Genomic DNA, 21,420 nt, shown 5'->3' on the forward strand with positions numbered 1-21,420 from the left:
CGAAGCGGTTCTCGAATATGGCAGCGAGGTGGGGGAGCGCCGGGCGGATCGCCGTTCTGTGTGGGGGAGATGAGTCCATCGACGCGGGCTTTCATCCCCGCGTGACAAGCACCGCCGGTCCGGCCGCCGAGGGGGCCGGCGCGATTCAGCTGCCCGAGTGCTGAATGCGTTCTCCTTCTTCTATTGGACCTCGGGCCGACCGGCGTCCACGCTGGAGTGCACCATCGCCCGACAGCCGGGACGACAGCCGGAAGAGGTCACGAGCACATGCACACCCGCCGCATCGGTGATGTCGACGTCAGCGCGATCGGCCTGGGCGCGATGCCCATGTCCATCGAGGGACGACCCGACGAGGAACGCTCCCTCGCCACCATCCACGCCGCGCTCGACGCCGGGGTGACCCTGATCGACACCGCGGACGCCTACCACCGGGACGCCGACGAGGTCGGTCACAACGAGACCCTGATAGCCAAGGCCCTCGCCTCCCACGACCGCGGCGGCGACGTCCTGGTCGCCACCAAGGGAGGTCATCTGCGCCCCGGTGACGGCAGCTGGACGCTGGACGGCAGCCCCCGCCACCTCAAGGAGGCCTGCGAGGCGTCCCTGCGCCGGCTCGGCGTCGAGGCCATCGGGCTCTACCAGTTCCACCGCCCCGATCCGCGCGTCCCCTATGCCGAGTCCGTCGGCGCGATCCGGGACCTGCTGGACGAGGGCAAGATCCGCATGGCCGGCATCTCCAACGCGAACCCCGAGCAGATCCGGCTGGCCGGCGAGATCCTCGGCGGCCGTCTGGTCTCCGTGCAGAACCAGTTCTCCCCGGCCTTCCGCTCCAGCGAGCCGGAGCTGGACCTGTGCGATGATCTCGGCATCGCCTTCCTGCCCTGGAGCCCCCTCGGCGGCATCGCGAGGGCCGGCGAACTCGGCTCGGGTCACGCCGCGTTCGCCCGTATCGCGGAGGCACGCGGCGTGAGCCCGCAGCGGGTGTGCCTGGCGTGGATGCTCGCCAAGTCGCCCGTGGTCGTCCCCATCCCGGGCGCCAGCCGCCCCGAGACCATCCGCGACTCGCTCGCCGCCACCGACCTCACCCTGATGCCGGAGGAACTGGCGGAGCTGGACGCCGCCTGAGCGGACAACGAGACCCGGGAGCGGCCACGGGCGGCTCCCGGGTCTCGTGCTGCGGACACCGGTGAGGTCACCACGCCCACCCCTGGTGTACACGGCCCTGCACAGCGGTCAGCTTGCCTGACGGCCCGTCAGAGACGATCAGTTTTTCGTCAAATCCGTCCCTGGTGAGAAAAACGTGTGAATGTTTCCGCGTGGTTCGGGCATACGCAGCGAAAACAGAGAGAGGGGCGCTACGTGCTCGTACCGGACCGGAAGGTCGTCAGGGAGTTGCTGACGCAGTACGCGTCGCTGAGGATCGCTCAGGCGGAGAGGCACGTGCCGACGGCGGCACGCCGGCTTGAGGACGTCAGCTACACGCTGTGCGTGATGATGGGAACGTCCGACATCACCGACGCCATCGCCAAGGCCGACACCCTGCTGCTCACCAAGGAGCGGTCCGAGGAAGCGGACGCGGACGGAGAGAGCGGTCTGACGCTGGTCGGCTGACATCTCCTGACATCTGGTCAGTCCCGGAACCACCGGGTACCGCCCCGGCGGCCTGTGAACGGGCCGCCGGGGCGTTCGCCTTCCCGTGGAACGCCGTGCGATACGCGTACGGGGTCGTGCCCACCACCTTGCGGAACCGCTCCCGGAACGCCGTCGGGGAGCCGAACCCCGCCTGCCGCGCGATCCGTTCCACGGAGTGGTCGGTGTTCTCCAGCAGGTACTGGGCGCGCCGCACCCGCGCCCGCAGCAGCCACTGCAACGGCGTCGTGCCGGTCTGCTCGCGGAAGCGGCGGCTGAAGGTCCGCTCGCTCATCCCGGCCCGCTCCGCCAGCGCGCTCAGCGTCACCTCGTGCGCGAGGTTGTCCTCGATCCACTCCAGCAACGGCTCCAGCGCCGACCCCCGGGGCACCGGAGGGTGCTCGTGCACGATGAACTGGGCCTGTCCGCCCTCCCGTTCCAGCGGCATGACCGACATCCTGGCGATGTTCGCCGCGACGGCCGACCCCAGATCCCGCCGGATCATGTGCAGGCACAGGTCCAGCGCGGCTGCCGCTCCGGCCGAGGTGAGGATCTGCCCGTTGTCGACGTACAGCACGTCCGGTTCCACCTCGACCCGCGGGAAACGGCGGGCCAGCTCACCCGCGGCCACCCAGTGCGTGGTCGCGCGCAGCCCGTCCAGCAGCCCTGCCTCCGCCAGCACGAAGGCACCCACGCACACGGACGCGATCCGGGTGCCGGCCCCGGCGGCCTGCCGCAGCGCCGCCAGCACCCGGGCGGAAGGTGGCGGGGCGTCGGGGGAACAGCCCGGCACGATGATGGTGTCGGCCTCCGCCAGCGCCTCCAGACCCCGGTCGACGCGCAGGGTGAAACCGCCGTCCGCCCGCACCTCCGGCGTCTCGGCACACAACCGGACCCGGTAGGCCGGCCGCCCGTCCGGCATCCGGGTCCAGGCGAACGTCTGCTGGGGCGCCGCCATGTCGAACGGCACCACTCGGTCGAGAACCAGGATCGCCACGGAGTGCATGACCGCCACCCTAGGCGCATTCCCGCCAGACGCGTGAACCGCCGGTGTGCCGGCCCGCGGCACAAGAGGGCAGGTCACAGGAGTTGGCGGGAATCCGTCGGAAGCTGTCGTTTCAGCCCATGGGCGATCACGTCCGGGCTCCCTAACGTGGGCCCGGCACGGTCGATCGCATCATGGAAAGAGTCCCGGTGACCAAGATCCTTCTGTCCCTGCACGTGCTGGCCGCCATCGTCGCCATCGGTCCCGTGACCGTCGCGGCCAGCATGTTCCCGCCCGCGGCGCGCCGCGCCGTCCCCGCGGGCGGCGACGCCCCCGACCCGTCGGCGGTGAGCACGCTCGCGCTGCTGCACCGCATCTGCCGCGTCTACGCCGGCATCGGACTGACCGTCCCGCTCTTCGGGTTCGCCACCGGTGCCGCGATGGGCGTCCTGGGCAGCGGATGGCTCGTCACGTCCATCGCGCTGACCGCCGCCGCCGCGGGCATCCTGGTCGCCTTCGTCCTGCCCCGCCAGGAGGAGGTCCTCGGCCAACTGAACGGCGAACAGGCCGTCGAGCACCGGAACACCGTTCAACTCGCCATGTTCACGGGCATCTTCAACCTCCTGTGGGCGACGGTCACCGTCCTGATGATCGTCCGGCCGGGCTCCACGACAGGAGCCTGAGCCCCGGCTTCCGGAGATGGGCTGGCAACGCTTCGGCACCTGGGCGGCCAAGCGCACCTGGCCGGTCAGCTGATGCCGCGCGGCCAGCACATAGCCGGACTCGTAGGGGTCCTCAATGCGAGAAACGCGCCTGTATCCGCAGCGAAAGGGGGCATCCGCTGGGCGGACGCCCCCTCTCAGCCGCAGTCTGCTCACCCCGACGCCTTGTGGGCACGGTACTGATTAGCTGCTTGGGCCCGCTGCCGTGCCGTCCACCTGCTGCGACTCCACAGCCCTGCTCGGCACCAGAACAACAAGGGTTCTGCGCGCTTCGTGCCGCAGCGTGCGGCGCCGAGCAAAGGTCGCAGTAAGAGCGAGGATCGAGACCGTGCCACCGTAAAACGCGGCGGCAATCGTGGAGAGGAGCCCGATCGTCATCGGGCACGCACCTTTCTTCCCCCCGTCCGGCCCGCCCGGATCACAGCCCGGGGTAGGCGTTGATGCGTTGCCTCTCCACCTTACGCGCGCCGTCAACTCCCCCTGCATGCAACGCCGGCAGCATGTCGGTCACCCTTCCGATGCTCGACGAGTGCCATCACGCGCCGCTGGAGAGCGCGGCCAGAGCCTGGTCGGTGATCAGGGCGGTACGCCGCGTCCAGAAGTCCGCGTTGGTGCAGGCGGCGGCCGGCAACCAGGTGCGCAGGCGGGTGAGTCACCGCGATGCCCCAGCGCATGGTCAGCGGACGCCTGGCCGCTACCCGTTCCGCTGAAGTGCTCCGGAGCAGTCGCACGAGTAGCCCGCTATTCGGCCTCGGGCTGCGAGGTGTCCGGCCCAGCTCTCACCGGCCCATCGTGCGGGCCCACCCACTTGCTCCGACAAGCGCGGCTACGTCTTCTTCAGCACCCCAACCACTGCAGCTCTGCTCATCTGGATGCGGAGTTGAGTTTCGACCTCATCAAGCGATCGGCCGATACACCAGGGCCGCACGCACATGCCAGGGCTCTGTCGGCCTGTCCGGCGGGTGAGCCGCAGGCTCCGGGCGGTCACGGCGTCTGCGTCATTCGCGTCCGCGTCCAGCAATGGCGCCTCCCAGAGCGCTTCGAGGCTTTGGCGTGCAGCCGGATGACCCGTCGGCGCTGTCCGGGAGCTCCACGACAGGAGCCTGAGCCCCGGCTGCCCGCATGTCACGGATGTCCGGTCTGCGTCAAGTCCACCCGGGGAATTCACACTCCGGGACACCTGTCCGCCTACACTCGGCTCTCTCGCCCCCGCACGGGGCCGACGAGCAGAAAGGCGCGTTGACGGGTGTTCCAGGATTCCCCCATCTACGACCGACTCATCGCGGAGTGCGGCGATGTCCCCGCACAGGTTCGCCGTGAGGCCGAACGCGTGAGCAGGGAACTGGAGCTGGTCATGCGGCCCGCGCAGTCCCACGGCTACGACCGCCCGCACTCACCGGGCACCGGGTGGCAGCGTACGGCCATGCTGCCCGGGCCGCGGACGCAGTGAAACAGGACCGGTGGACGGCCGGCCCTGGCGCTCAACAGGCCGTCCGTTTCGCGCCGTTGACGTGCGACGGCTCCTCGGGGACCGGGCGGGCCAGCCACTCGGCGATGCTGCGGGCGATCGGCTGGCCCGTCTCCACCTCGACGAACCCGAACTGCCCCGACTGATTGCACTCCAGGAACCACCAGGTCCCGTCGGCGTCCTCGACGAAGTCGAAGGCACCGTACGCCAGTTCGGCCTCGCGCAGATAGGCCCGGACGCCCGGCGCGATGCGGGACGGCACGTCGGTGGGCCGCCACGGTTCGCCGGGCGCGGCGAACCGCACGTCGACCTCGTCGGGGTCCGCGTCCGCGGCGGCCACCTTGCGGGCCGCCAGCATCCGGTCGCCCACCACGGTGAGACGGATGTCGGCCCGTTTGGCGATCCGCCGCTGAAACAGCGTCGGCCCGAACGCGACGGCGGAGAAGTCCGTGTCCGGCGCGACCCGGCTGGTCGGCACGGCGCGGGGCGGGTCCTGCGGATGCGCGCCCGACACCGGTTTGACCACCAGGTCCGGGTAGCGCTCCGAGAACTCGCGGGCGGCACGCGGGAACGTCGTGATCAGCGTCGCCGGCACGGGCAGGCCGCACCGCTGGGCCAGACGCAGCTGCCAGGGCTTGTGCCGGGCCCGGCGGGCCGCGTCGGGGTGGTTCATCCAGCGCGCGTCCGAGCCCCGCAGCATGCCGTAGAGCGCCTGGGCGGCCTCCTCGGTCAGCCACGCGGACGGCTGGGTCGCCCGCCCGGCCGGAGTGCCCGGCCGACGCACCCAGACCGACCGCAGTCCGCCGATGCTCACCAGCCGCCCCCCGGCGGACAGGTGGCCGCGGAAACTGCCGTGGACGTACTCCCCGGACAGCGCGACACCGCCGGTCAGATCGGCGGGGTCGACGCGGACCACCGGAGTCCCGGCCGCGTTCAGGTGCACGACCACCATGTCCGCGGTCACGTCCTCCTCACAGGTGAGGATCAGTACCGTCATCTTCGGCGGCCCGCGGTCAGTCGTCGAAATGGGTCTTGGAGCCGGCGGTGGACGTCGTGGTGCCGACCTCCCTCAACAGGGCGAAGTCGGAGGCGGCCACCCGGCCGTCGTGGAGCACGTTCAACTGGAGTCCGGCGTCGTACACGTACGGAATGGCAGCTTCCAACTCCACTGCCGGGCGCGCGTAGTTGAGCGCGAACGGTTGCATCGTCTCTCCCTCGTCGGTGTTGCGCCGATCGAGCCGGATCCAGGGGCGCGGCCACCCGGTCCGCCGACTCGTTTCGGCTCCCAGAGACTTATACGAATCGAACGGGTGGTTGGTTTCCTTACTTTCCGTAGTCATCGGGCCGGTTGGCGGTCCGGCCGGGGTGCCGACGTGCGCTCCCGTTCGCCGAGGGAGCCGCGGACGGTGCGCAGAGCGAGCAGCAGTACGCCGATGTCGTCCAGGTACACCGGATCGGGCAGCACGTCGGCGGGCAGTACGAAATAGAGAACCGCGCCCCAGAAGACCCAGCGCGGACCTGTGGGCAGTCCCGCGCGGCGCAGTTCGCGCCGGGTCCTGACCAGTCGCACGAGGATGCCGACGGCGAAGACGAGGACGATGGCCGCGAGAACCGCGGCCAGGGTGATCACCGTTGTGGCATCCACGGGCTGCCCTCCTCCTGGCGTGCCGCGACACGGGGTGTCTCTTCCTGGATTCCCGTTTCCGGCGGCTGTATTGCGGCCGGGACCCGACATGTCGGCGTGTCGGCGCATTTTCCATGCCGCCGCGGGTGCGGGTGGTCATCCCGGTGGCTCACCTGAGTGGCACGGTGTGACGGGGGCGCCTAGTAATGGCAGCGTAACGTCGCTCGTCACACGACGGGGGGCGCAGGAGCGGCCGCACTCTTCCCCATGGAGGCGACTATGACCACCTGCTCTTCATCACCCCGCTCGAACGAACCTGCCATACCCGAAGAGCCGAACGGGGTCGCCCAGCCGTCCGCCGAGACCACCGTCGCCACCGGCACGTACCAGGTGGAGCAGACGAGCACACAGCCCGCCGCGCCGGTCCTGGACGAGGCGGACATGAGTCTCGCCCGGCCCGCCGCGCCCGGACCGGACCAGTCGGACCAGGCACCCGCGCCGGCTGCCGCCCCTGGCCCGGGCCAGTCGGGCGAGGCGCCCGTGCGCGGTGCCGCCCCCGGCTCGGACCAGGCGGACCCGGCGCCCCGGCCCGCCGCCCCCGGCTCGCGGACGGCGACCGACTGGTTCGCCACCCCCGCCCCGGACGACGCGAGCACCCTGTCCGCTCCCTCCGGTTCGAACCCGGTGGTCGAGCCGTCCACCGCGCCGGGCCAGGACTGGATGGACCCCGCGGAGTCGCGCCCGGCCCCGCCCGCACAGGATTGGCCGGATCCCGGTGAGGCACGGCCTGTCGCTCCCGCCCCGGACCGGACGGACCAGGCACCGGCGGTGCCCGCACGGCCCGCCACCTCCGGACGGGACGAGGCCGTGCAGTCTCCCGGGCCCGAACCGGGCGACCCCCCTCAGCCCGCCGCGCCCGGCCAGGACGAGACGGACCAGCCGAGCACACGGGACGAGACGGACCAGCCGAGCACACGGCCGTTCGTCATCCGCTCCCTCGACGACAACCCGGTGGAGCTCCGGCCCGGCACCGCGCAGGGCGCCGCCGTACCGTACGGCGACGCCGTCAGCGACCTGGTGCACGCCGCCGTGGCGGACCGGCCCCTGGAGGAGGTCGTCGCCCTCATCACCTCGCTGGAGGAGTCGCCCGACCACGCGGAGGCGAGGGTCGACGCGCTGCGCACGGCCGCAGTGGCCCGGCCCGTGGAGGACGTCTCCCGGCTGATCGCCCTGCTGACGAAGCCCCCGCGCGACGCCGACTGCGCGGACGAGGCCATCCGGGCCGCCGCCGCGAACCGCCCGGTGGAGGAGGTGACCCGGCTGGTGACCCTCCTGCACAAGGAGCCGCAGATGCCCCACGTCCGCGAGGAGGCACTCCGGGCAGCCGCCACCCGCCGGTCCGTCGGGGAGCTGGTCGAGCTGATCGACCGCCTGGGCCTGGAGCGTCTGGACCGCAACGGCCGCCTGCCGGCCGGGACTTCACGTACCGGCGACGTGACCGGGGAGCCCGAGAAGTCCGGCCGGCCGGGCAAGCGCCGTGTGGCACGCCCCGCTTCGGCCCGTGAGACCCGCCCGACGCGCGACGCCCCGCCTGCGGACCGCGCCCGCGCGACGGACCGGCTCGACCGGACCGTGTCGTGGTCGGGCTGGCTCGCCGCCCTGGCGCTGGCCCTGTGCGCGGTGGCCCACTTCCCGCTGCAACGCGGCGGAGCGTCCCTGCACCTGCACGCGCTCGCCCTCGGCCTGTCGGTGCTGTGCACGGTTCTCGCCGTGCTGCTGGCGCTGCGCCCCGTCGCGGTGGTGCTGGCCGGGGCGGTGGTTGTGCCGACGGTGCTGGCTGCGGCCCAGGCCTACCGGAGTCCCTTCCCCTCGGCGTCCCTGCCCCGGGCCGTGGACCTCGCACTCGCCCCGCCGTGGCTCGCCGCCGCGGCCGCCGTGTGCGCGGCACTGCTGGCCCTCGTCGCGCTGGCCTTCCGTATGGTGGCGCCTCTCGCGGGCAGACAGTGGGCGCCCGCGTCGGCGCCCGAGGCACGCCAGATGGCGGAGTGACGCCTACACACCCCGCACCGGACCGGATCCGCCCACCGCGGAGCCGGTCCGGGCGTCGTTCGCCGCCCGGCGGCCGAGCAGCCCGGCCAGTACCCGGTCGGGTGTCAGCGGGAGTTCTCGGAAGCGCACGCCGGTGGCGTGGTGGACCGCGTTGCCGATCGCCGCGGCCGTCCCGACGATGCCGATCTCCCCGATCCCCTTGCTGCCCATGGGGTTCAGATGGGGATCCTCCTCGTCCAGCCAGTGCGCCTCGATCTCGGCGACGTCGGCGTGCACCGGCACGTGGTACGACGCCAGGTCCGACTCCGTGAAGTCACCGAACGCGGCGTCCATCGTGCTGCCCTCGGTCAGTGCCATGCCCAGGCCCATCGTCATGCCGCCGACGAACTGGGAGCGTGCGGTACGGGGGTTGAGGATGCGCCCCGCGGCGTACACCCCCAGCAGCCGGCCGACCCTGACCTCCCCGGTGACCGTGTCCACGGCGACCTCGGCGAAATGCGCCCCGAAGGCGTGCCGCGCCCACTCGCTCTCGGCGTCCGCCGACCCCCGGGTGTCGGCTCGTGCGTCGAGGCCCTGCTCGGGCAGCGGCCCCGGGTGCTCGGCCAGCCGCCGTACCAGCCGGGCACAGGCCTCGTGGACCGCCCAGCCGCAGGAGGCGGTGCCGGACGAGCCGCCGGCCAGCGGCGCCGACGGGAGTTCGGTGCTGCCGACCTCGATCCGCACCCGCTCCAGCGGCACGCCGAGGGCGTCGGCGCCGATCTGCGCGAGCACGGTCCGGGCCCCCGTACCGATGTCCGTGGCGTTGACCCGCACCAGGAACGTCCCGTCGGGCAGCGCGCGGGCCGTCGCCGTGGCGGGCCACACCATGACGGGATACGTCGCCGCCGCCACCCCCGTCCCCAGGAGCAGGGGCCCTTCCCGGCGGGCGGCCGGCCGGGGATCGCGCCCGGCCCACCCGAAGCGGCGGGCGCCCTCGCGCAGACACTCCACCAGGTGCCTGCTGCTGAATGGCTTGCCGCTGTCGGGTTCGACGTCCGGCTCGTTGCGGACACGCAGTTCGACCGGGTCCATGCCCAGCTCGGCGGCCAGCTCGTCCATCGCGGACTCCAGTGCGTACATGCCCGGAGCCTCGCCCGGTGCCCGCATCCATGACGGCGAGGGCACGTCCAGCGCCGCGACCCGGTGCTCCGTACGACTGTGGGGGGCCGCGTACATCACCCGCGCCGGCACCGCCGCCTGCTCCACGAACTCCTTGATCCGGGAGGTGTGCGTCGTGACCTCGTGCACGAGGGAGGTGAGGCGCCCGTCCGCGTCGGCGCCGAGCCGCAGCCGGTGCAGGGTGGGAGCACGATGCCCCACGACGGCGGGCAGGTACCGGCGGGGCAGCGCCACGGTGACCGCCCGCCCGGTCTGCCGTGCCGCCATCACGGCGAGAACCACGTCGGGCCGTGGTGTGCCCTTGGAGCCGAAGCCGCCGCCGACGTGCTCGGCGGTGACGACGATCCGCTCCTCGGGAATGCCGAACAGCCCGGCGAGCACGCCCCGTACGGCACCGGAGCCCTGGCTGGAGGTGTGCACGGTGAGCCGGTCGTCGTCCCAGCGGGCGGTGCTGGCGTGCGGCTCCATCGGGTGGTTGTGCAACGGCGGCACAGAGTAGGCGACATCGACCCGAGCGGCCGACGAACCGAACGCCCCGTCGGGATCGCCCTGTTCGCGGACGGCCGGATAACCGGCGTTGGCCTCCTCGGGGACGTACACACCCGGGTGCGAGGCGGTGAGGGTCACATCGTGATCCTCGACGGCGTAGTCGACGCGGACCGCGGCGGCACCGGCCCGCGCCGCCTCCAGGGTCTCGGCCACCACCAGCGCCACGAACCAGCCGCGGTGCGGAACCCCGGGGTCCTGGAACACGGCGAGCGTGGGATCGTCCGGCTCGACGAGCCGCGGCGCGTTCTCGTGGGTGAGGACGGCGAGCACACCGGGCACGGCCAGGGCGGCAGCCGTGTCGACGCCGGTCACCCGGCCCCGGGCGACAGCCGCCGGCACGGGCCACGCCTGGGCCCGGCCCGGGGAGTGGTACTCGGCGGCGTAGCGGGCGGTGCCGCTGACCTTCTCCAGGCCCTCCCGGCGCTCGGCAGGGGCTCCCACGCTGCCGGTCATGAAGCCCTCCTCGTCAGCGCCGCGTCCGCGAGCCGGGACAGCACGTCCAGGGCGATCCCCCGGGCCAGCGGCACCTTGTAGGCGTTGTCGCGCAGCGGCTGCGCGGCGGACAGTTCCAGGTCGACGGCGTGCTCGAACGCGGCGGCGGTCGGAGCCGCACCCAGCAGCGCCTCCTCCGCCCGCCGGGCCCGCCACGGCCGGTGCGCCAGCGCCCCGAACGCGAGCCCCACGTCGCCGACCACACCGTCCGACACCCGCAGCACGGCCGCGACGGACGCGAGCGCGAAGGCGTACGAAGCCCGGTCGCGGGCCTTGCGGTACGCCGACGGCAGCCCTGCGGTGGCGGCCGGCAGCACCACGCCGGTGACGAGTTCGCCGGGCCGGATCTCGGTGTCCTGCTCCGGCCGGTCCCCGGGCAGCCGGTGGAAGTCCGCCGCCGCGACACTCCGGGCGCCCTCGGGGCCGTACAGCTCGACACGCCCGTCCAGAGCGGCCAGCGCCACCGCCATGTCCGACGGATGCGTGGCGATGCAGTGCTCGGAGTGGCCCAGCACGGCGTGATCACGGTGGACGCCCTCCCGCGCGCCGCAGCCGCTGCCCGGCTCGCGCTTGTTGCACGGCTTCGACAGGTCCTGGAAGTACGGGCACCGGGTGCGCTGGAGCAGATTGCCGCCGGTCGTCGCCGCGTTGCGCAGCTGCCCCGACGCCCCCGCGAGCACCGCCTGCGACAGCGCCGGGTACCGGTCGCGCACGAGGGGGTGGGCCGCGAGGTCGCTGTTGCGGACCAGCGCCCCGATCCGCAGTGCACCGTCCGGCAGCTCCTCCACCGCGTCCAGCGGCAGCCGGGTGACGTCGACGAGGGCGGCGGGCCGCTCGACGCCGAGCTTCATCAGATCGACGAGATTGGTGCCGCCGCCGAGATAACGGGCGCCGGCGTGGGAGGCGTAGGCGGAGGTCGCCTCCTCGACGCTCCGGGCGCGGACGTAGGCGAACTCCTTCACGGGATCACGTCCTCCACGGCCTCGGCGATCCGCGGATACGCACCGCACCGGCACAGGTTGCCGCTCAGCCGCTCCCTGATCTCCTCCCGGTCCAGCGGCACCGGCTCGCCCGAGGGCGTCTGCGGGCCGGTGACGTGCGAGGGATGGCCGGCCGCCGCCTCGGCGAGCATGCCGGCCGCGGAGCAGATCTGGCCCGGGGTGCAGTAGCCGCACTGGAAGGCGTCGCGCTCCAGGAAGGCCCGTTGCAGGGGGTGGGGTTCCTCGCCGTCGCCGGACAGCCCCTCGATCGTGGTGATCTCACAGCCGTCCAGGGCGACCGCGAACAGCAGACAGCTGTTGACGCGCCGCCCGTCCACCAGGACCGTGCAGGCGCCGCACTGGCCGTGGTCGCAGCCCTTCTTGGCGCCCGTGAGGTCCAGATCCTCCCGCAGCAGGTCCAGCAGGACCCGCCGGTGGTCGACGGTGAGGGTGTGGGGTTTGCCGTTGACGCGGAGCGTCGTCTCCGAGTGGTGCTGGTCGTTGCCCATGTCGTCGAGGACCTTCCCGGACGGTCCGTACTGCCGTACGCACCGCGTATCCACCAGACCACGACTGACACGTGCACCCCGTGCGGAAGAGCCCAGGGGATGTCCGCTAGCGCTCGTCCCGGGACGGGGCCACGGGACGCTGGGACCTGCTCTTGAGGCGTTCGAACGTGCGCGTGAGCTGGTGCAGCGGAGACGCCGTGGAGGCGTCGGAGGGCTGCTGACGCACCGGAGCGGCCGCGGCGGACTCCTGGTAGGCGGCCAGAGCCTCGTGGGCGCGTTCGGCCGCCTCCCGGTACAGGTCACGTGACTTCGTCATGGCCTCGAGTGCCTCGGCGTACATGGCCACGAGACCGCGCTGGCGCTCCAGCTCCTCCTGGAGGGTCAGCAGGTGCCAGTCCTCCCGGAGCGCGGTGAGGGCGTCCTCGGCGCCCTCGGGCAGCGGTCTCGGCAGCGCGGCGTACCTGGTCACCGCGTCGACGAGGCCGGCCGGCTCCGAGCCGTCGAGGAAGACCGCGCGGACGGAGAAGTCCTCGGCGTCGTAGCCCTCCGGCGCCGGGGTGCCGGGCAGCACCACGGCACCACCGCGCGGCACCTGCACACCCGCATCCCGCAGGGCCCAGTTGACCCCCCGCAGCTGCTGCGGGGCAGCCCGGTGCTCCACCACACGGTGCCGCAGCCCCGCCGGCAGCCACCGTGCCACCGGCAGCCGGCCCCGCTCGTCCGTGGTCATCGCCTCGTGGACGACCACATGGATGTGCCACCCGCCGGGCACCGCGTTCCTGAACAGGCGCCGCGTGTCCTTGTCGTCCTGGGGAAGTGGGTTGATCTTCCCCAGGGACAGCTCCACGGCGCCGTCCCGGTCCCAGGCGACGTCCGGCTCCTCCGGCCAGAACAGCGCGGCCGGCGACGGCCAGTCGTTGTTCCACGGCCGCTCGGCCTCGGCGACCAGAATCCACTCCTGCCCGCCGTCCGGCCCGGGCGTCACGCCGATCCGGGCCCGCACGGTCACCGTCTCCTCCACCCGCCAGCGGGCCTCGAAGGCTCGCTCGGCCGGGGCGGCCTCGGTCCCGGCACCGGTCCCGGCTTCGGTTCCGGCCTCGGTTTCGGCCTGGGGCAACTCGAGAAAGTCGTCGATGGCCCGACTTCGCTTGCGCAGCTCGAGCGAGCGCCGGAGCACGTCTTCCGCGGCGCCTCCGGCATGGCGGCCGCGAGCCAGCCACACCGTGGCGGGAGTCATGGGGCGGACGGTGGGGGAGGTCGGCATGGGTCCAATTGTGAACGGGGGCAGGTGCGCCTGCCAGTATCGTCGCCGCAGGCCGACGGGCATAACCCGGGGTCACAGACGGGGCGGCGCCCGGCGGCGCCCGGCGGCGCCAGGGGGCAGCGCCGGGTGCGCGGAGGCACGTGGCGCGCACGGGGTGTGCGCGCCGCGCGCGAACCGGCGGATCACACTCATGGCCCCACCGGTGTCCGGTCCCGACAATGGTCCGCACGAGCAGGGCCCGCCCACCATCCGCATCGGGGCGGGTCCTGTTCGCCTGCCGTCAGGCTTCTCCGGGGCGTCACGATCCTGTCCATCCAACGGAAAGACGCTTTGTCGCGGCCGCCGATCTTCGCAGGTGCGCCTGACGCAACCCCGCCATGCAGCGAAACGGGCAATGGAGACGGATGGGTTACCGCCGTTAACGCAAATGCAACAAGGCCGGGGGCAGCCCCGGCCTTGTCGTGCTCGGTGTCGAATGCCGATCGATGATCAGTGCTGGGCGGTCAGCCTCTCGTAGCCGGCGAGCCGCACGCACACGGTGATGCCGTAGGCGATCTGCTCCAGCTCCTCGAGAGCCGGGTAGGTGGGGCCGATGCGGATCACACGGTCGTCCGGATCGTCGCCGTGGGGGTGTGTGGCCCCGGCCGGGGTGACGGCGATGCCGGCCTCGGCGGCCAGGCGGACCACCTCACGGGCACAGCCGTCGAGAACCCTGAGCGCGACGAAGTAGCCGCCCTTCGGCCGCGTCCAGGTGGCGAGCCCGGTGTCGCCGAGCTGCTCGCTGAAGACGCGCTCGACGGTCGCGAACTTCGGCGCCAGGATCGCGCGGTGACGGCGCATATGAGCACGCAGCCCGTCGTTGTCCTTGAGGAAGAGCGCGTGACGGAGTTGGTTGACCTTGTCCGGGCCGATCGTCCGCTTCCCCGAGTTGGCACGCCACCAGGCGACGTTCGCGGGTGAAGAGCCGAAGAACGCGACCCCCGCCCCGGCCATCGTGATCTTCGAGGTGGAGCCGAACACGAACGCCCGGTCCGGGTGGCCGGCCTCGCGGCACGCGGCGAGGATGTCACCGACCTCCGTTTCGCCGTCGAGGTGGTGCACCGCGTACGCGTTGTCCCAGAAGATCCTGAAGTCCGGTGCGGCCGTCTCCATGGCGGACAGCCGGCGCACGGTCTCGTCGCTGTAGCAGGTGCCGTCGGGGTTGCTGTACTTGGGCACGCACCAGATGCCCTTGATCCGCGCGTCGGAGCGCACGAGGTCCTCGACGACGGCCATGTCCGGTCCGCCGTCGGTCATCGGGACGGGGATCATGTCGATGCCGAAGCGTGCGCACAGGGCGAAGTGCCGGTCGTAGCCGGGCACCGGGCACAGAAACGCCACCCGCTGGTCGGCCCAGCGGCCTTCGGCCCCGGGTACGTCGCCGAGGAGGGCGTGCACGATGCAGTCGTGCATGAGCTCGAGGCTCGAGTTGCCGACTGCCAGCAGCTGGTCGACGGGGACTTGGAGGACGGGCGCGAAGATGTCCCGCAGCTCCCGCAGCCCGTCGCTCGGGGCGCCGTAGTTGCGGCAGTCGGTGCCGTCCAGTGCCGTGTAGCGCCCGTCGGGCAACGTGAGCAGTTCAGCGGACAGGTCGAGCTGCTCGGGCGAGGGCTTGCCCCGCGTCAGATCCAGCCGCAGACCGCGGTCCTTGAGGTCGGCGTAGTCACGACGCGCCTCGTCCAGGCCTAAGGCGAGGGCGTCGGCGTCACGGTGAGCAATGGTTGTCATGGTGTCCTTGGGTCAACGCGGTGTCGGGCGGCGCCGTGGTGCCGCCGCCCGGCCCGACGCTAACAAGCGACAACCGGTCGGCTCACCGTTCTTGCTGCTCGACGGCCTTCTCGTGGGAGATGTCGAGATCGCGTAGCAGGTAACCCGCGTGGAGCCGGTTACGTGCCCCGATACGGCGCATGATGTCGGCGAGGTGGGGCTGGAAGGTGCGCAGGGAGATGCCCAGACGCTTGGCGACGACCTTGTCGTCGTAGCCCTGGGAGAGCAGTTTCACGATCGCCGTCTTGATTTCCTCGGAGCTGCGCAGCACCTGATCAGCGCGCTGGGCGGCAGTGGGAGCTTCACGGCGATCGCGGTCCCCTCGAACCCCGCGCCGACCGGTGCGGCTCGCTCGACCTGCGCGATCAGACCCTGGGTGCCGAAGGTGTGGTGCACCGTGGCCTGGGCCACTTCCAGCTCGGCGGCGATGCCACGCGTGCTTCCGGCCGCGCGCCCTTCTCTCGCCATGGAGTCGATGGCCGCCTTGATCCGGCGGCCCTGGCGGTTCTTCTCCTGGCGGCCGCGCGCGAGCTCGGGTTGCGCATCCCGCACGTAGGACAGGTCCTGCTCGCTTCGGATCGGTCCCGTATGCAACCTTGTCTGCTCCGCTGCACATTCACTTGGAAAATGCCAAAGCCTTCACCTGGGCCGAGCACGTTCCGTAGTGTCGTGCTCACGTTCGCGGGAACGGCCGTGCAGGGGAGGGGGGATTCGGCGTGCCCGGAATCGACGAGAGTCTGCTGGAGGCCATGCGGCTGCCCGGCGCGCGAGGGGCGGCGGTGGTCGACTGGATCAGCGGTCTCGCCCTCGGCGCGGTGGGTGACGCTCCGGGCGGTGACCTGGAGGCGGCGGCCGCCGAGACCGCCGAACTCGCCCGCCTCGCCACGGAGAGCGGCGTGCTCGCCCCGGCCGGCGGTGACGCGGGCGGAGCGTCCGGCAAGGAACCACCCGTACAGGACCTGATCATCACGAACAGCGACTCGTACCACCTGCTCAGGTTCGTCACCACGACCTTCGACAGCACCGTGTTCCTGCACTTATGGCTCGACCGCGGCGACGGCAACCTCGCCCTGGCCCGCATCCGGCTGGCCGAGATGGCGGACAGACTGGTGCTCGGATGATCACGCCGTCCCGGACCTCCCGCACGGACGAGCCGGTCTCGGCCCTGCTCGGCACCCTCGCCGTACAGGGCGCGAGCGGCGCCCTGTCCACCGAGGCGGGGATCGTCTACCTGGCCGCGGGACACGTCGTCCATGTCGAATCCGCCCTCACCGCCGACATCGGCGATCTGCTCACACACAGCGGCGCGCTCGCCCCGGACGGCTGGTGGGAGGCCATCGACCAGGCGGGCCGCCGTTGTCGCGTCGGCCGTCAGCTGGTGGACAGCGGCCACCTGGCCGCCGGCGCGCTCGAACTGTGCCACCTGGGCGCCCTCTTCGACGCGGCGTACTTCGTCCTCGCCCACGACGGACCGGCACTCCGCTTCCGCCCCGGAGCCGCGCACTGGCTGGGCGCGGTCCGTGCCGTGCCGGTGGACACCGTCCTGCGCGAGTCGAGACGCCGCCGCGAACTGCTGCACCGCATATGGCCCGAACCCGCGATCGACCTCGCCCCGCTCGCCCGCGTGCCCGGCACCGGCCCGGCGGACCTGCCTGCCCGCCGCAGCCGCACCCTCGCCCAGGTCGACGGTGTCCGCACGGCCGCCCAGATCGCCACCGCCCTCGCCTGCCGCACCTTCCACACCCTCGTCGAACTCCGCCGCTTGGCCGCCGCCGGGCTGGTCGTTCCCAAAGTCCCCGCCCCTGCTCCAGCTTCTGCCCCCGCCCCCGCCCCCGCCCCCGTGTCCGCCGAGCCGGGCCCCGCCCCTCGTCCCACGGCACCGGACGAGCCCGACACCGCACTGCTGCGACGGCTCCTGCACGCCTTGGAGGCACTGTGATCCGCGCGCGACGACAGCGTGCCGAAAGGAGACTGCTCATGGCCGTCGAGACCGACGTCCTCGACGAACTGCGTCGGCTCCGCACCCGAGTCCCCCGCCTGACCGGTTCGCTCGCGGCCACCGTCGACGGACTCGTCCTCGCCCACGACGTCCCGGACGCCGAACCGGAGGGACTCGCGGCGCTCACCGCCGCCGCCCTCGGCGTCGCCCACCGCATGACCGACGCCGCGGCCCGCGGCGACTTCCGTGAACTACTGGTGCGCGGCTCCGGAGGCTACGTCGCCACCTACGCGGCCGGTGCGACCGCCGTCCTCACGCTCCTCGCCGAGGACCGCGTCAACGTCGGCCGCCTCCACCTGGAGGGCCGGCGTGGCGGCGCCCGGATCGCGGACCTGGTGGCCACGCACGTCGGCCCGGGCACCGGCCGCCACGCCGACCGGCCCGCGCCAGCCGAACACCTCGCGGCGGCACCCCCCGCCACGGCCCGCCCCATCGGCACCCTCCCGGTACGCACCCCGCAGCGGCCCACCCATCAGCCGCGCCCGCAGACCGGCAGCTGAGCCACCCGAACCACCAGAACCACGAACCATCCGACCCACTGAGCAACACCGAACGAAAGGAACCGCCCGCATGGCCAACACGGAGACCGCACTGAAGGAATGCCTGAGCTCCATCGACGGGGCGACGGCCGTGGCACTCGTCGACTACACCAGCGGCATGGCGCTCGGCACCCTCGGTGGCAGCAAGGACTTCAACCTGGAAGTCGCCGCCGCCGGCAACACCGATGTCGTACGGGCCAAGCTGCGCACCATGGAACTCCTGGGCCTGAAGGAGGAGATCGAGGACATCCTGATCACCTTGAACTCCCAGTACCACCTCATCCGCCTGCTCAAGGGGCGCGGCGGCAGCGGACTGTTCCTGTACCTCGTGCTCGACGCGAGCCGCGCGAACCTGGCGATGGCCCGCCACCAGCTCCGCCGGATAGAAACGGACCTGGAGGTCTGAACCCCGCAACCCCGAACGGGAGCCCTCCGTCACGGATCACGTCGCGGAGGGCCCCGCGTTCGAGGGGTACACCTGCCCGCAGACGTTCCGGAGCCACTCGATCAGCAGCCGGTTAATCTCGGCGGGACGCTCCTGCTGGAGGAAGTGGCCGCAGCCGTCGAGGATGTGGGAAGCCGTCAGTCCGGGCAGCGTGGCCGGGTACGCCTCGATGGCGTCGGCCAGCCAGGTCGTGGACGCGTCCAGGCCGCCGCCGATGAACAGCGACGGCTGTGTGACGGGGGCGCCGGCGAAGTCCGCCAGGTCCTGCCAGTCCCGGTCCATGTTCCGGTAGCGGTTCAGGGCGCCGGTCATGCCCGTGCGTTCGAACTCCCCGGCGAGGACGTCGAGATCGGCCTCGCTCAGCCAGTGCGGCAGCCGGTCCACGGGGAAGCGGTCGCGCAACCGGCCTCCGCGCGCCACGAAATGCGGGTCGGATCCGGGCATCGTGTCCGCGGACAGGGCCGCGTAGAAGCCCGCGAGCCAGCCGCGCACGTCGGGCTCGATCTCCGCCTCGGCCCGGCCGGGTTCCTGGAAGTACGAGACGTAGAACTCCTCCTCGCCGCCCATCCGCGCGAAGACCTCGCTGGGCCTGGGCCCGCCGGGCGGCGTGTAAGGGACGCTCAGCAGCGCGACCGCGCGGAACACGTCCGGCCGGACCAGCGCCGACGTCGCGGCGATGGTCGCCCCCCAGTCGTGCCCGACGAGCACCGCGGACCGCTCGCCCAGCGCCTCCACGACGGCGACGTTGTCGGCCACCAGTTCGAGCATCCGGTACGCGTCCACCTCCGCGGGCCGGGACGAGCGCCCGTAGCCGCGCACGTCGACGGCCACCGCGCGGTAGCCCGCGGCGGCCAGGGCGGGCAGCTGGTGGCGCCAGGCGTACCAGGACTCGGGGAATCCGTGCAGGAGCAGGACCAGCGGCCCGTCACCCTGCTCGACGAGGTGAAGGCGGCCGGCCGGTGAAGGGACCAGGCGATGTGTGGGGTCGACGGCGGACGTCTGCGGCATGGATCCTCCCGCGTTCCGAAGAAAGGGGCGCTCGGTCCATCGATCATGCAGCGCCCGCCGCGACGCACACGACGCCTGTTGCCGGTTCGGCAAAAGGCTCAGCCGTGGAACGTGATGTACCCGTTGCCGTCCTTGTCGGAGCCGCTCTTGGTGTACGAGTGCACGTCGGCGCGGCTGCCGGACGGCTTGTACACGTAGATCGTGTCCTTGTCGTTGTTCCACATGAAGTTGCAGTTGTCGCGGTACACGACGTTCTTGGCGTCGGAGTCGGCCCCGTTGCCGCCGCGCAGCTTCACGTAGTCACCCGGCTGAAGCGTGTGGCTCGCGGTGAAGGTGAACCTGTTCCCCGCGGCGTCCTTCACGACGTACCCCTTGAGGTTCACCGTCGTCGACCGCGAGTAGTTCTTGATGGTCAGGTACTCCTCGTCGGTGTTCCCGCCCGAGCAGCGGTTGGAGTCCCTCCCGGGAGCGTCGTACTGGATCCCGCGGATCTTCAGCGCGGAGTTGTACTCGGCGGCCTGGGCCGGAACCGCCGTCAGGGCGGTCAGGGCCCCGGCGGCGACAGCCGTGGTGGCGACAAGGCGTATACGCATGGACGTTCGTCCCCCTTGCATGGCCCTCTGGTGAAGGCGATGTGATGGTTCGGTGAAGCATCCGGATCGTACACGGTTCAAGCACGCATAAGGGCGGGTCCGGTGGCATTGCCACCGGACCCGCCCACGGGGTGTGGAGACGTCAGGCGCCGCTGGCCCGCAGCATGTCCTCACGCTCGACGATCTTCACGCGCTCGCGACCCTCGGGCGCGCCCAGCGCCTTCTCCGCGGCGTCCAGCTTGTACCAGCCGTCCCAGGTGGTGAAGCGGACGTTCCGCTCGGCGAGGAACGCGTCCACGGCCTCGAGGGCGGGGGAGGCGGGCGTGTGCAGCCGGCCGTTCGCGTAGTCGTCCAGCAGGTTCGCCACCGTCTCGTTCGCGTCGCCCTTGGTGTGGCCGATGAGGCCGACGGGGCCGCGCCGGATCCAGCCGGTGACGTACGTGGACTGAAGGTGCTCGCCGGTCTCCTGCATGACCCGGCCGCCCTCGTCGGGGACGGTGCCGGAGTCGAGGTCCCAGGGCAGCTTGGGGAGTTTGTCGGACAGGTAGCCGACGGCGCGGTAGACCGCGCCGACGTCCCAGGTCTTGAACGTGCCGACGCCCTTGACGTTGCCGGTGCCGTCGAGTTCCGTGCGCTCGGTGCGCAGCCCGACGACCTTGCCGTCCTCGCCCAGGATCTCCACCGGCGACTCGAAGAAGTGCAGGAAGAGCTTGTGGGGCCGGTCGCCGACGTCGCGGATGGCCCAGTTCTCCAGGGTCTTGGCGACCATGTCTGCCTGCTTGTTGCCGCGCCGGGTCGCGATCGAGCCCTCGTCGTAGTCGATGTCCTCGGGGTCGACGATGACCTCGATGTTGGGGGAGTGGTCCAGCTCCCGCAACTCCATCGGGCTGAACTTCGCCTGGGCCGGGCCGCGGCGGCCGAACACGTGGATCTCCTTGGCCCGGTTGCCCTTGAGTCCCTCGTAGACGTTCGGCGGGATCTCCGTCGGGAGCAGCTCGTCCGCCGTCTTGGCCAGGACGCGTGCGATGTCGAGCGCGACGTTGCCGACGCCGAGCACGGCGACCTTCTCCGCCTCCAGCGGCCAGGTGCGCGGCACGTCCGGGTGGCCGTCGTACCAGGACACGAAGTCCGCTGCACCGTACGAGCCGTCGAGGTCGATGCCCGGGAGGGACAGCGCCCGGTCGGCCATCGCGCCGGTGGCGAAGATCACGCCGTCGTAGAACGCCCGCAGGTCGTCCAGGCTGATGTCGGTGCCGTAGTCCACGTTGCCGAAGAGCCGGATCTGCGGCTTGTCGAGGACCTGGTGCAGGGCGGTGATGATGCCCTTGATCCGCGGGTGGTCGGGGGCGACGCCGTACCGGATCAGTCCGAACGGCGCCGGCATGCGCTCGAAGATGTCGATGGACACGCCGGGTTCGGCGGCCACCTCGGACTTGAGCAGGGCGTCGGCGGCGTAGATCCCGGCGGGGCCGGATCCGACGATGGCTACCCGCAGGGGGCGGGGCATGGTCAGGTTCCCTTCGAGCGGCGACAAGCGATCTCGCCGTGAAGCCTAAACTGAGGCATGCCTAAGTTGGTACGCGGGTCCGGTCTATGAGCTC

24 protein-coding genes and 1 pseudogene are annotated in these 21,420 nt (G+C 71.8%); 10 read left to right on the forward strand and 15 right to left on the reverse strand.

The features are described 5' to 3' along the window. Window positions 1-267 precede the first annotated feature (267 nt). Together SCNRRL3882_RS38675 and SCNRRL3882_RS38680 are read left to right on the forward strand one after the other, a co-directional pair. Window positions 268-1,125, forward strand: a complete 858-nt coding sequence (locus SCNRRL3882_RS38675) for an aldo/keto reductase (RefSeq protein WP_010038121.1) — start codon at window positions 268-270, stop codon at window positions 1,123-1,125. A 234-nt stretch (window positions 1,126-1,359) separates the two neighbouring features. Further along, on the forward strand, window positions 1,360-1,611 hold the full coding sequence (locus SCNRRL3882_RS38680) for a DUF5133 domain-containing protein (protein ID WP_010038122.1): 252 nt from the start codon (window positions 1,360-1,362) through the stop codon (window positions 1,609-1,611). Here the strand turns inward: SCNRRL3882_RS38680 and SCNRRL3882_RS38685 are convergent. Further along, the gene (locus SCNRRL3882_RS38685) at window positions 1,547-2,635 is read right to left on the reverse strand and encodes a GlxA family transcriptional regulator (RefSeq protein WP_202457742.1); all 1,089 of its coding nucleotides are present in this window, start codon (window positions 2,633-2,635) and stop codon (window positions 1,547-1,549) included. The two genes, SCNRRL3882_RS38680 and SCNRRL3882_RS38685, sit on opposite strands and share 65 nt — an antisense overlap. Window positions 2,636-2,823: 188 nt before the next feature. On the opposite strand from SCNRRL3882_RS38685, the gene SCNRRL3882_RS38690 reads away from it, so the two are divergent. Next, window positions 2,824-3,297 carry a membrane protein gene (locus SCNRRL3882_RS38690; RefSeq protein ID WP_010038126.1) on the forward strand — a complete coding sequence of 158 codons (474 nt, stop codon included), beginning with the start codon at window positions 2,824-2,826 and terminating at the stop codon, window positions 3,295-3,297. 222 nt (window positions 3,298-3,519) lie between these two features. On the opposite strand, the gene SCNRRL3882_RS38695 is transcribed toward SCNRRL3882_RS38690, so the two are convergent. Beyond that, the gene (locus tag SCNRRL3882_RS38695) at window positions 3,520-3,714 is read right to left on the reverse strand and encodes a hypothetical protein (RefSeq protein WP_010038129.1); all 195 of its coding nucleotides are present in this window, start codon (window positions 3,712-3,714) and stop codon (window positions 3,520-3,522) included. A 122-nt stretch (window positions 3,715-3,836) separates the two neighbouring features. Between SCNRRL3882_RS38695 and SCNRRL3882_RS40935 the strand changes: the two genes are divergently transcribed. Together SCNRRL3882_RS40935 and SCNRRL3882_RS38700 are read left to right on the forward strand one after the other, a co-directional pair. Continuing rightward, window positions 3,837-4,046: a hypothetical protein gene (locus SCNRRL3882_RS40935; protein ID WP_159399460.1), complete on the forward strand. Its 210-nt coding sequence runs from the start codon at window positions 3,837-3,839 to the stop codon at window positions 4,044-4,046. A 536-nt stretch (window positions 4,047-4,582) separates the two neighbouring features. Continuing rightward, on the forward strand, window positions 4,583-4,786 hold the full coding sequence (locus tag SCNRRL3882_RS38700; protein ID WP_010038131.1) for a hypothetical protein: 204 nt from the start codon (window positions 4,583-4,585) through the stop codon (window positions 4,784-4,786). A gap of 31 nt (window positions 4,787-4,817) precedes the next feature. Here SCNRRL3882_RS38700 and tgmB read toward each other — a convergent pair whose 3' ends face one another. The 3 genes from tgmB to SCNRRL3882_RS38715 all read right to left on the reverse strand — a co-directional run bounded on the left by tgmB (window position 4,818) and on the right by SCNRRL3882_RS38715 (window position 6,449). After that, window positions 4,818-5,801, reverse strand: coding sequence for an ATP-grasp ribosomal peptide maturase (tgmB, locus tag SCNRRL3882_RS38705; protein ID WP_010038135.1), 984 nt, complete (start codon window positions 5,799-5,801; stop codon window positions 4,818-4,820). A gap of 16 nt (window positions 5,802-5,817) precedes the next feature. Beyond that, window positions 5,818-6,009, reverse strand: coding sequence for a putative ATP-grasp-modified RiPP (tgmA, locus tag SCNRRL3882_RS38710; protein WP_010038137.1), 192 nt, complete (start codon window positions 6,007-6,009; stop codon window positions 5,818-5,820). A 131-nt stretch (window positions 6,010-6,140) separates the two neighbouring features. Continuing rightward, a complete protein-coding gene (locus tag SCNRRL3882_RS38715; protein ID WP_010038139.1) occupies window positions 6,141-6,449 on the reverse strand; it encodes a YkvA family protein in 309 nt (102 codons plus the stop codon). 258 nt (window positions 6,450-6,707) lie between these two features. Here SCNRRL3882_RS38715 and SCNRRL3882_RS38720 point away from each other — a divergent pair, with 258 nt between their 5' ends. After that, window positions 6,708-8,477, forward strand: coding sequence for a hypothetical protein (locus tag SCNRRL3882_RS38720; protein ID WP_010038142.1), 1,770 nt, complete (start codon window positions 6,708-6,710; stop codon window positions 8,475-8,477). Between the two features lie 3 nt (window positions 8,478-8,480). Here the strand turns inward: SCNRRL3882_RS38720 and SCNRRL3882_RS38725 are convergent, their stop codons facing one another. The 7 genes and pseudogenes from SCNRRL3882_RS38725 to SCNRRL3882_RS38755 all read right to left on the reverse strand — a co-directional run. Continuing rightward, window positions 8,481-10,637 carry a xanthine dehydrogenase family protein molybdopterin-binding subunit gene (locus SCNRRL3882_RS38725; protein WP_010038144.1) on the reverse strand — a complete coding sequence of 719 codons (2,157 nt, stop codon included), beginning with the start codon at window positions 10,635-10,637 and terminating at the stop codon, window positions 8,481-8,483. After that, window positions 10,634-11,638 (reverse strand): FAD binding domain-containing protein, encoded by a 1,005-nt coding sequence (locus SCNRRL3882_RS38730; RefSeq protein ID WP_010038146.1) that lies wholly within the window; start codon window positions 11,636-11,638, stop codon window positions 10,634-10,636. The genes SCNRRL3882_RS38725 and SCNRRL3882_RS38730 overlap by 4 nt, the downstream gene beginning before the upstream one ends. Continuing rightward, window positions 11,635-12,165, reverse strand: a complete 531-nt coding sequence (locus SCNRRL3882_RS38735) for a (2Fe-2S)-binding protein (protein WP_010038147.1) — start codon at window positions 12,163-12,165, stop codon at window positions 11,635-11,637. Before SCNRRL3882_RS38735 ends, SCNRRL3882_RS38730 begins: the two co-directional genes overlap by 4 nt. A 106-nt stretch (window positions 12,166-12,271) precedes the next feature. Beyond that, window positions 12,272-13,429, reverse strand: coding sequence for a hypothetical protein (locus SCNRRL3882_RS38740; RefSeq protein WP_102514933.1), 1,158 nt, complete (start codon window positions 13,427-13,429; stop codon window positions 12,272-12,274). A gap of 489 nt (window positions 13,430-13,918) precedes the next feature. Next, window positions 13,919-15,196: an aminotransferase class I/II-fold pyridoxal phosphate-dependent enzyme gene (locus tag SCNRRL3882_RS38745; protein WP_010038149.1), complete on the reverse strand. Its 1,278-nt coding sequence runs from the start codon at window positions 15,194-15,196 to the stop codon at window positions 13,919-13,921. An 82-nt stretch (window positions 15,197-15,278) separates the two neighbouring features. Next, window positions 15,279-15,470 (reverse strand): helix-turn-helix domain-containing protein, encoded by a 192-nt coding sequence (locus SCNRRL3882_RS38750; RefSeq protein WP_010038151.1) that lies wholly within the window; start codon window positions 15,468-15,470, stop codon window positions 15,279-15,281. A gap of 68 nt (window positions 15,471-15,538) precedes the next feature. Continuing rightward, a pseudogene (locus SCNRRL3882_RS38755) lies at window positions 15,539-15,703 on the reverse strand (TetR/AcrR family transcriptional regulator); the annotation flags it as partial. Window positions 15,704-15,951: 248 nt separating this feature from the next. Between SCNRRL3882_RS38755 and SCNRRL3882_RS38760 the strand changes: the two are divergent. The 4 genes from SCNRRL3882_RS38760 (at window position 15,952) to SCNRRL3882_RS38775 (ending at window position 18,179) form a co-directional block, all read left to right on the forward strand. Continuing rightward, complete coding sequence (locus tag SCNRRL3882_RS38760; RefSeq protein WP_010038154.1) at window positions 15,952-16,356, forward strand: hypothetical protein; 405 nt, start codon at window positions 15,952-15,954, stop codon at window positions 16,354-16,356. Next, entirely contained in the window at window positions 16,353-17,174 is an 822-nt protein-coding gene (locus SCNRRL3882_RS38765; protein ID WP_010038155.1) for a hypothetical protein, read from the forward strand. The genes SCNRRL3882_RS38760 and SCNRRL3882_RS38765 overlap by 4 nt, the downstream gene beginning before the upstream one ends. A gap of 38 nt (window positions 17,175-17,212) precedes the next feature. Continuing rightward, the gene (locus tag SCNRRL3882_RS38770; RefSeq protein ID WP_010038158.1) at window positions 17,213-17,734 is read left to right on the forward strand and encodes a roadblock/LC7 domain-containing protein; all 522 of its coding nucleotides are present in this window, start codon (window positions 17,213-17,215) and stop codon (window positions 17,732-17,734) included. Between the two features lie 70 nt (window positions 17,735-17,804). Further along, window positions 17,805-18,179: a hypothetical protein gene (locus SCNRRL3882_RS38775; RefSeq protein WP_010038159.1), complete on the forward strand. Its 375-nt coding sequence runs from the start codon at window positions 17,805-17,807 to the stop codon at window positions 18,177-18,179. Window positions 18,180-18,215: 36 nt separating this feature from the next. Here SCNRRL3882_RS38775 and SCNRRL3882_RS38780 read toward each other — a convergent pair whose 3' ends face one another. From SCNRRL3882_RS38780 to SCNRRL3882_RS38790, 3 genes are all read right to left on the reverse strand, one after another. Then, window positions 18,216-19,226: an alpha/beta fold hydrolase gene (locus SCNRRL3882_RS38780; protein WP_010038161.1), complete on the reverse strand. Its 1,011-nt coding sequence runs from the start codon at window positions 19,224-19,226 to the stop codon at window positions 18,216-18,218. A 98-nt stretch (window positions 19,227-19,324) separates the two neighbouring features. Beyond that, window positions 19,325-19,819, reverse strand: coding sequence for a lamin tail domain-containing protein (locus tag SCNRRL3882_RS38785; protein WP_010038163.1), 495 nt, complete (start codon window positions 19,817-19,819; stop codon window positions 19,325-19,327). 142 nt (window positions 19,820-19,961) lie between these two features. Further along, window positions 19,962-21,326: an FAD-dependent oxidoreductase gene (locus SCNRRL3882_RS38790; protein WP_010038166.1), complete on the reverse strand. Its 1,365-nt coding sequence runs from the start codon at window positions 21,324-21,326 to the stop codon at window positions 19,962-19,964. Between the last annotated feature and the right edge of the window lie 94 nt (window positions 21,327-21,420).

Source organism: Streptomyces chartreusis NRRL 3882, from assembly GCF_900236475.1.
Taxonomy (GTDB): domain Bacteria; phylum Actinomycetota; class Actinomycetes; order Streptomycetales; family Streptomycetaceae; genus Streptomyces; species Streptomyces chartreusis_D.

What these genes read in the sequence shown, in the direction of transcription:
- SCNRRL3882_RS40935 (WP_159399460.1), top strand. Translation starts at nt 3,837, where the DNA reads ATGTCGGTCACCCTTCCGATGCTCGACGAGTGCCATCACGCGCCGCTG.
- SCNRRL3882_RS38745 (WP_010038149.1), bottom strand. Translation starts at nt 15,196, where the DNA reads ATGACAACCATTGCTCACCGTGACGCCGACGCCCTCGCCTTAGGCCTG.
- SCNRRL3882_RS38780 (WP_010038161.1), bottom strand. Translation starts at nt 19,226, where the DNA reads ATGCCGCAGACGTCCGCCGTCGACCCCACACATCGCCTGGTCCCTTCA.
- SCNRRL3882_RS38675 (WP_010038121.1), top strand. Translation starts at nt 268, where the DNA reads ATGCACACCCGCCGCATCGGTGATGTCGACGTCAGCGCGATCGGCCTG.
- SCNRRL3882_RS38740 (WP_102514933.1), bottom strand. Translation starts at nt 13,429, where the DNA reads ATGCCGACCTCCCCCACCGTCCGCCCCATGACTCCCGCCACGGTGTGG.
- SCNRRL3882_RS38695 (WP_010038129.1), bottom strand. Translation starts at nt 3,714, where the DNA reads ATGACGATCGGGCTCCTCTCCACGATTGCCGCCGCGTTTTACGGTGGC.
- SCNRRL3882_RS38685 (WP_202457742.1), bottom strand. Translation starts at nt 2,635, where the DNA reads ATGCACTCCGTGGCGATCCTGGTTCTCGACCGAGTGGTGCCGTTCGAC.
- SCNRRL3882_RS38720 (WP_010038142.1), top strand. Translation starts at nt 6,708, where the DNA reads ATGACCACCTGCTCTTCATCACCCCGCTCGAACGAACCTGCCATACCC.
- SCNRRL3882_RS38770 (WP_010038158.1), top strand. Translation starts at nt 17,213, where the DNA reads ATGGCCGTCGAGACCGACGTCCTCGACGAACTGCGTCGGCTCCGCACC.
- SCNRRL3882_RS38785 (WP_010038163.1), bottom strand. Translation starts at nt 19,819, where the DNA reads ATGCGTATACGCCTTGTCGCCACCACGGCTGTCGCCGCCGGGGCCCTG.
- SCNRRL3882_RS38775 (WP_010038159.1), top strand. Translation starts at nt 17,805, where the DNA reads ATGGCCAACACGGAGACCGCACTGAAGGAATGCCTGAGCTCCATCGAC.
- tgmB (WP_010038135.1), bottom strand. Translation starts at nt 5,801, where the DNA reads ATGACGGTACTGATCCTCACCTGTGAGGAGGACGTGACCGCGGACATG.
- SCNRRL3882_RS38765 (WP_010038155.1), top strand. Translation starts at nt 16,353, where the DNA reads ATGATCACGCCGTCCCGGACCTCCCGCACGGACGAGCCGGTCTCGGCC.
- SCNRRL3882_RS38725 (WP_010038144.1), bottom strand. Translation starts at nt 10,637, where the DNA reads ATGACCGGCAGCGTGGGAGCCCCTGCCGAGCGCCGGGAGGGCCTGGAG.
- SCNRRL3882_RS38790 (WP_010038166.1), bottom strand. Translation starts at nt 21,326, where the DNA reads ATGCCCCGCCCCCTGCGGGTAGCCATCGTCGGATCCGGCCCCGCCGGG.
- tgmA (WP_010038137.1), bottom strand. Translation starts at nt 6,009, where the DNA reads ATGCAACCGTTCGCGCTCAACTACGCGCGCCCGGCAGTGGAGTTGGAA.
- SCNRRL3882_RS38735 (WP_010038147.1), bottom strand. Translation starts at nt 12,165, where the DNA reads ATGGGCAACGACCAGCACCACTCGGAGACGACGCTCCGCGTCAACGGC.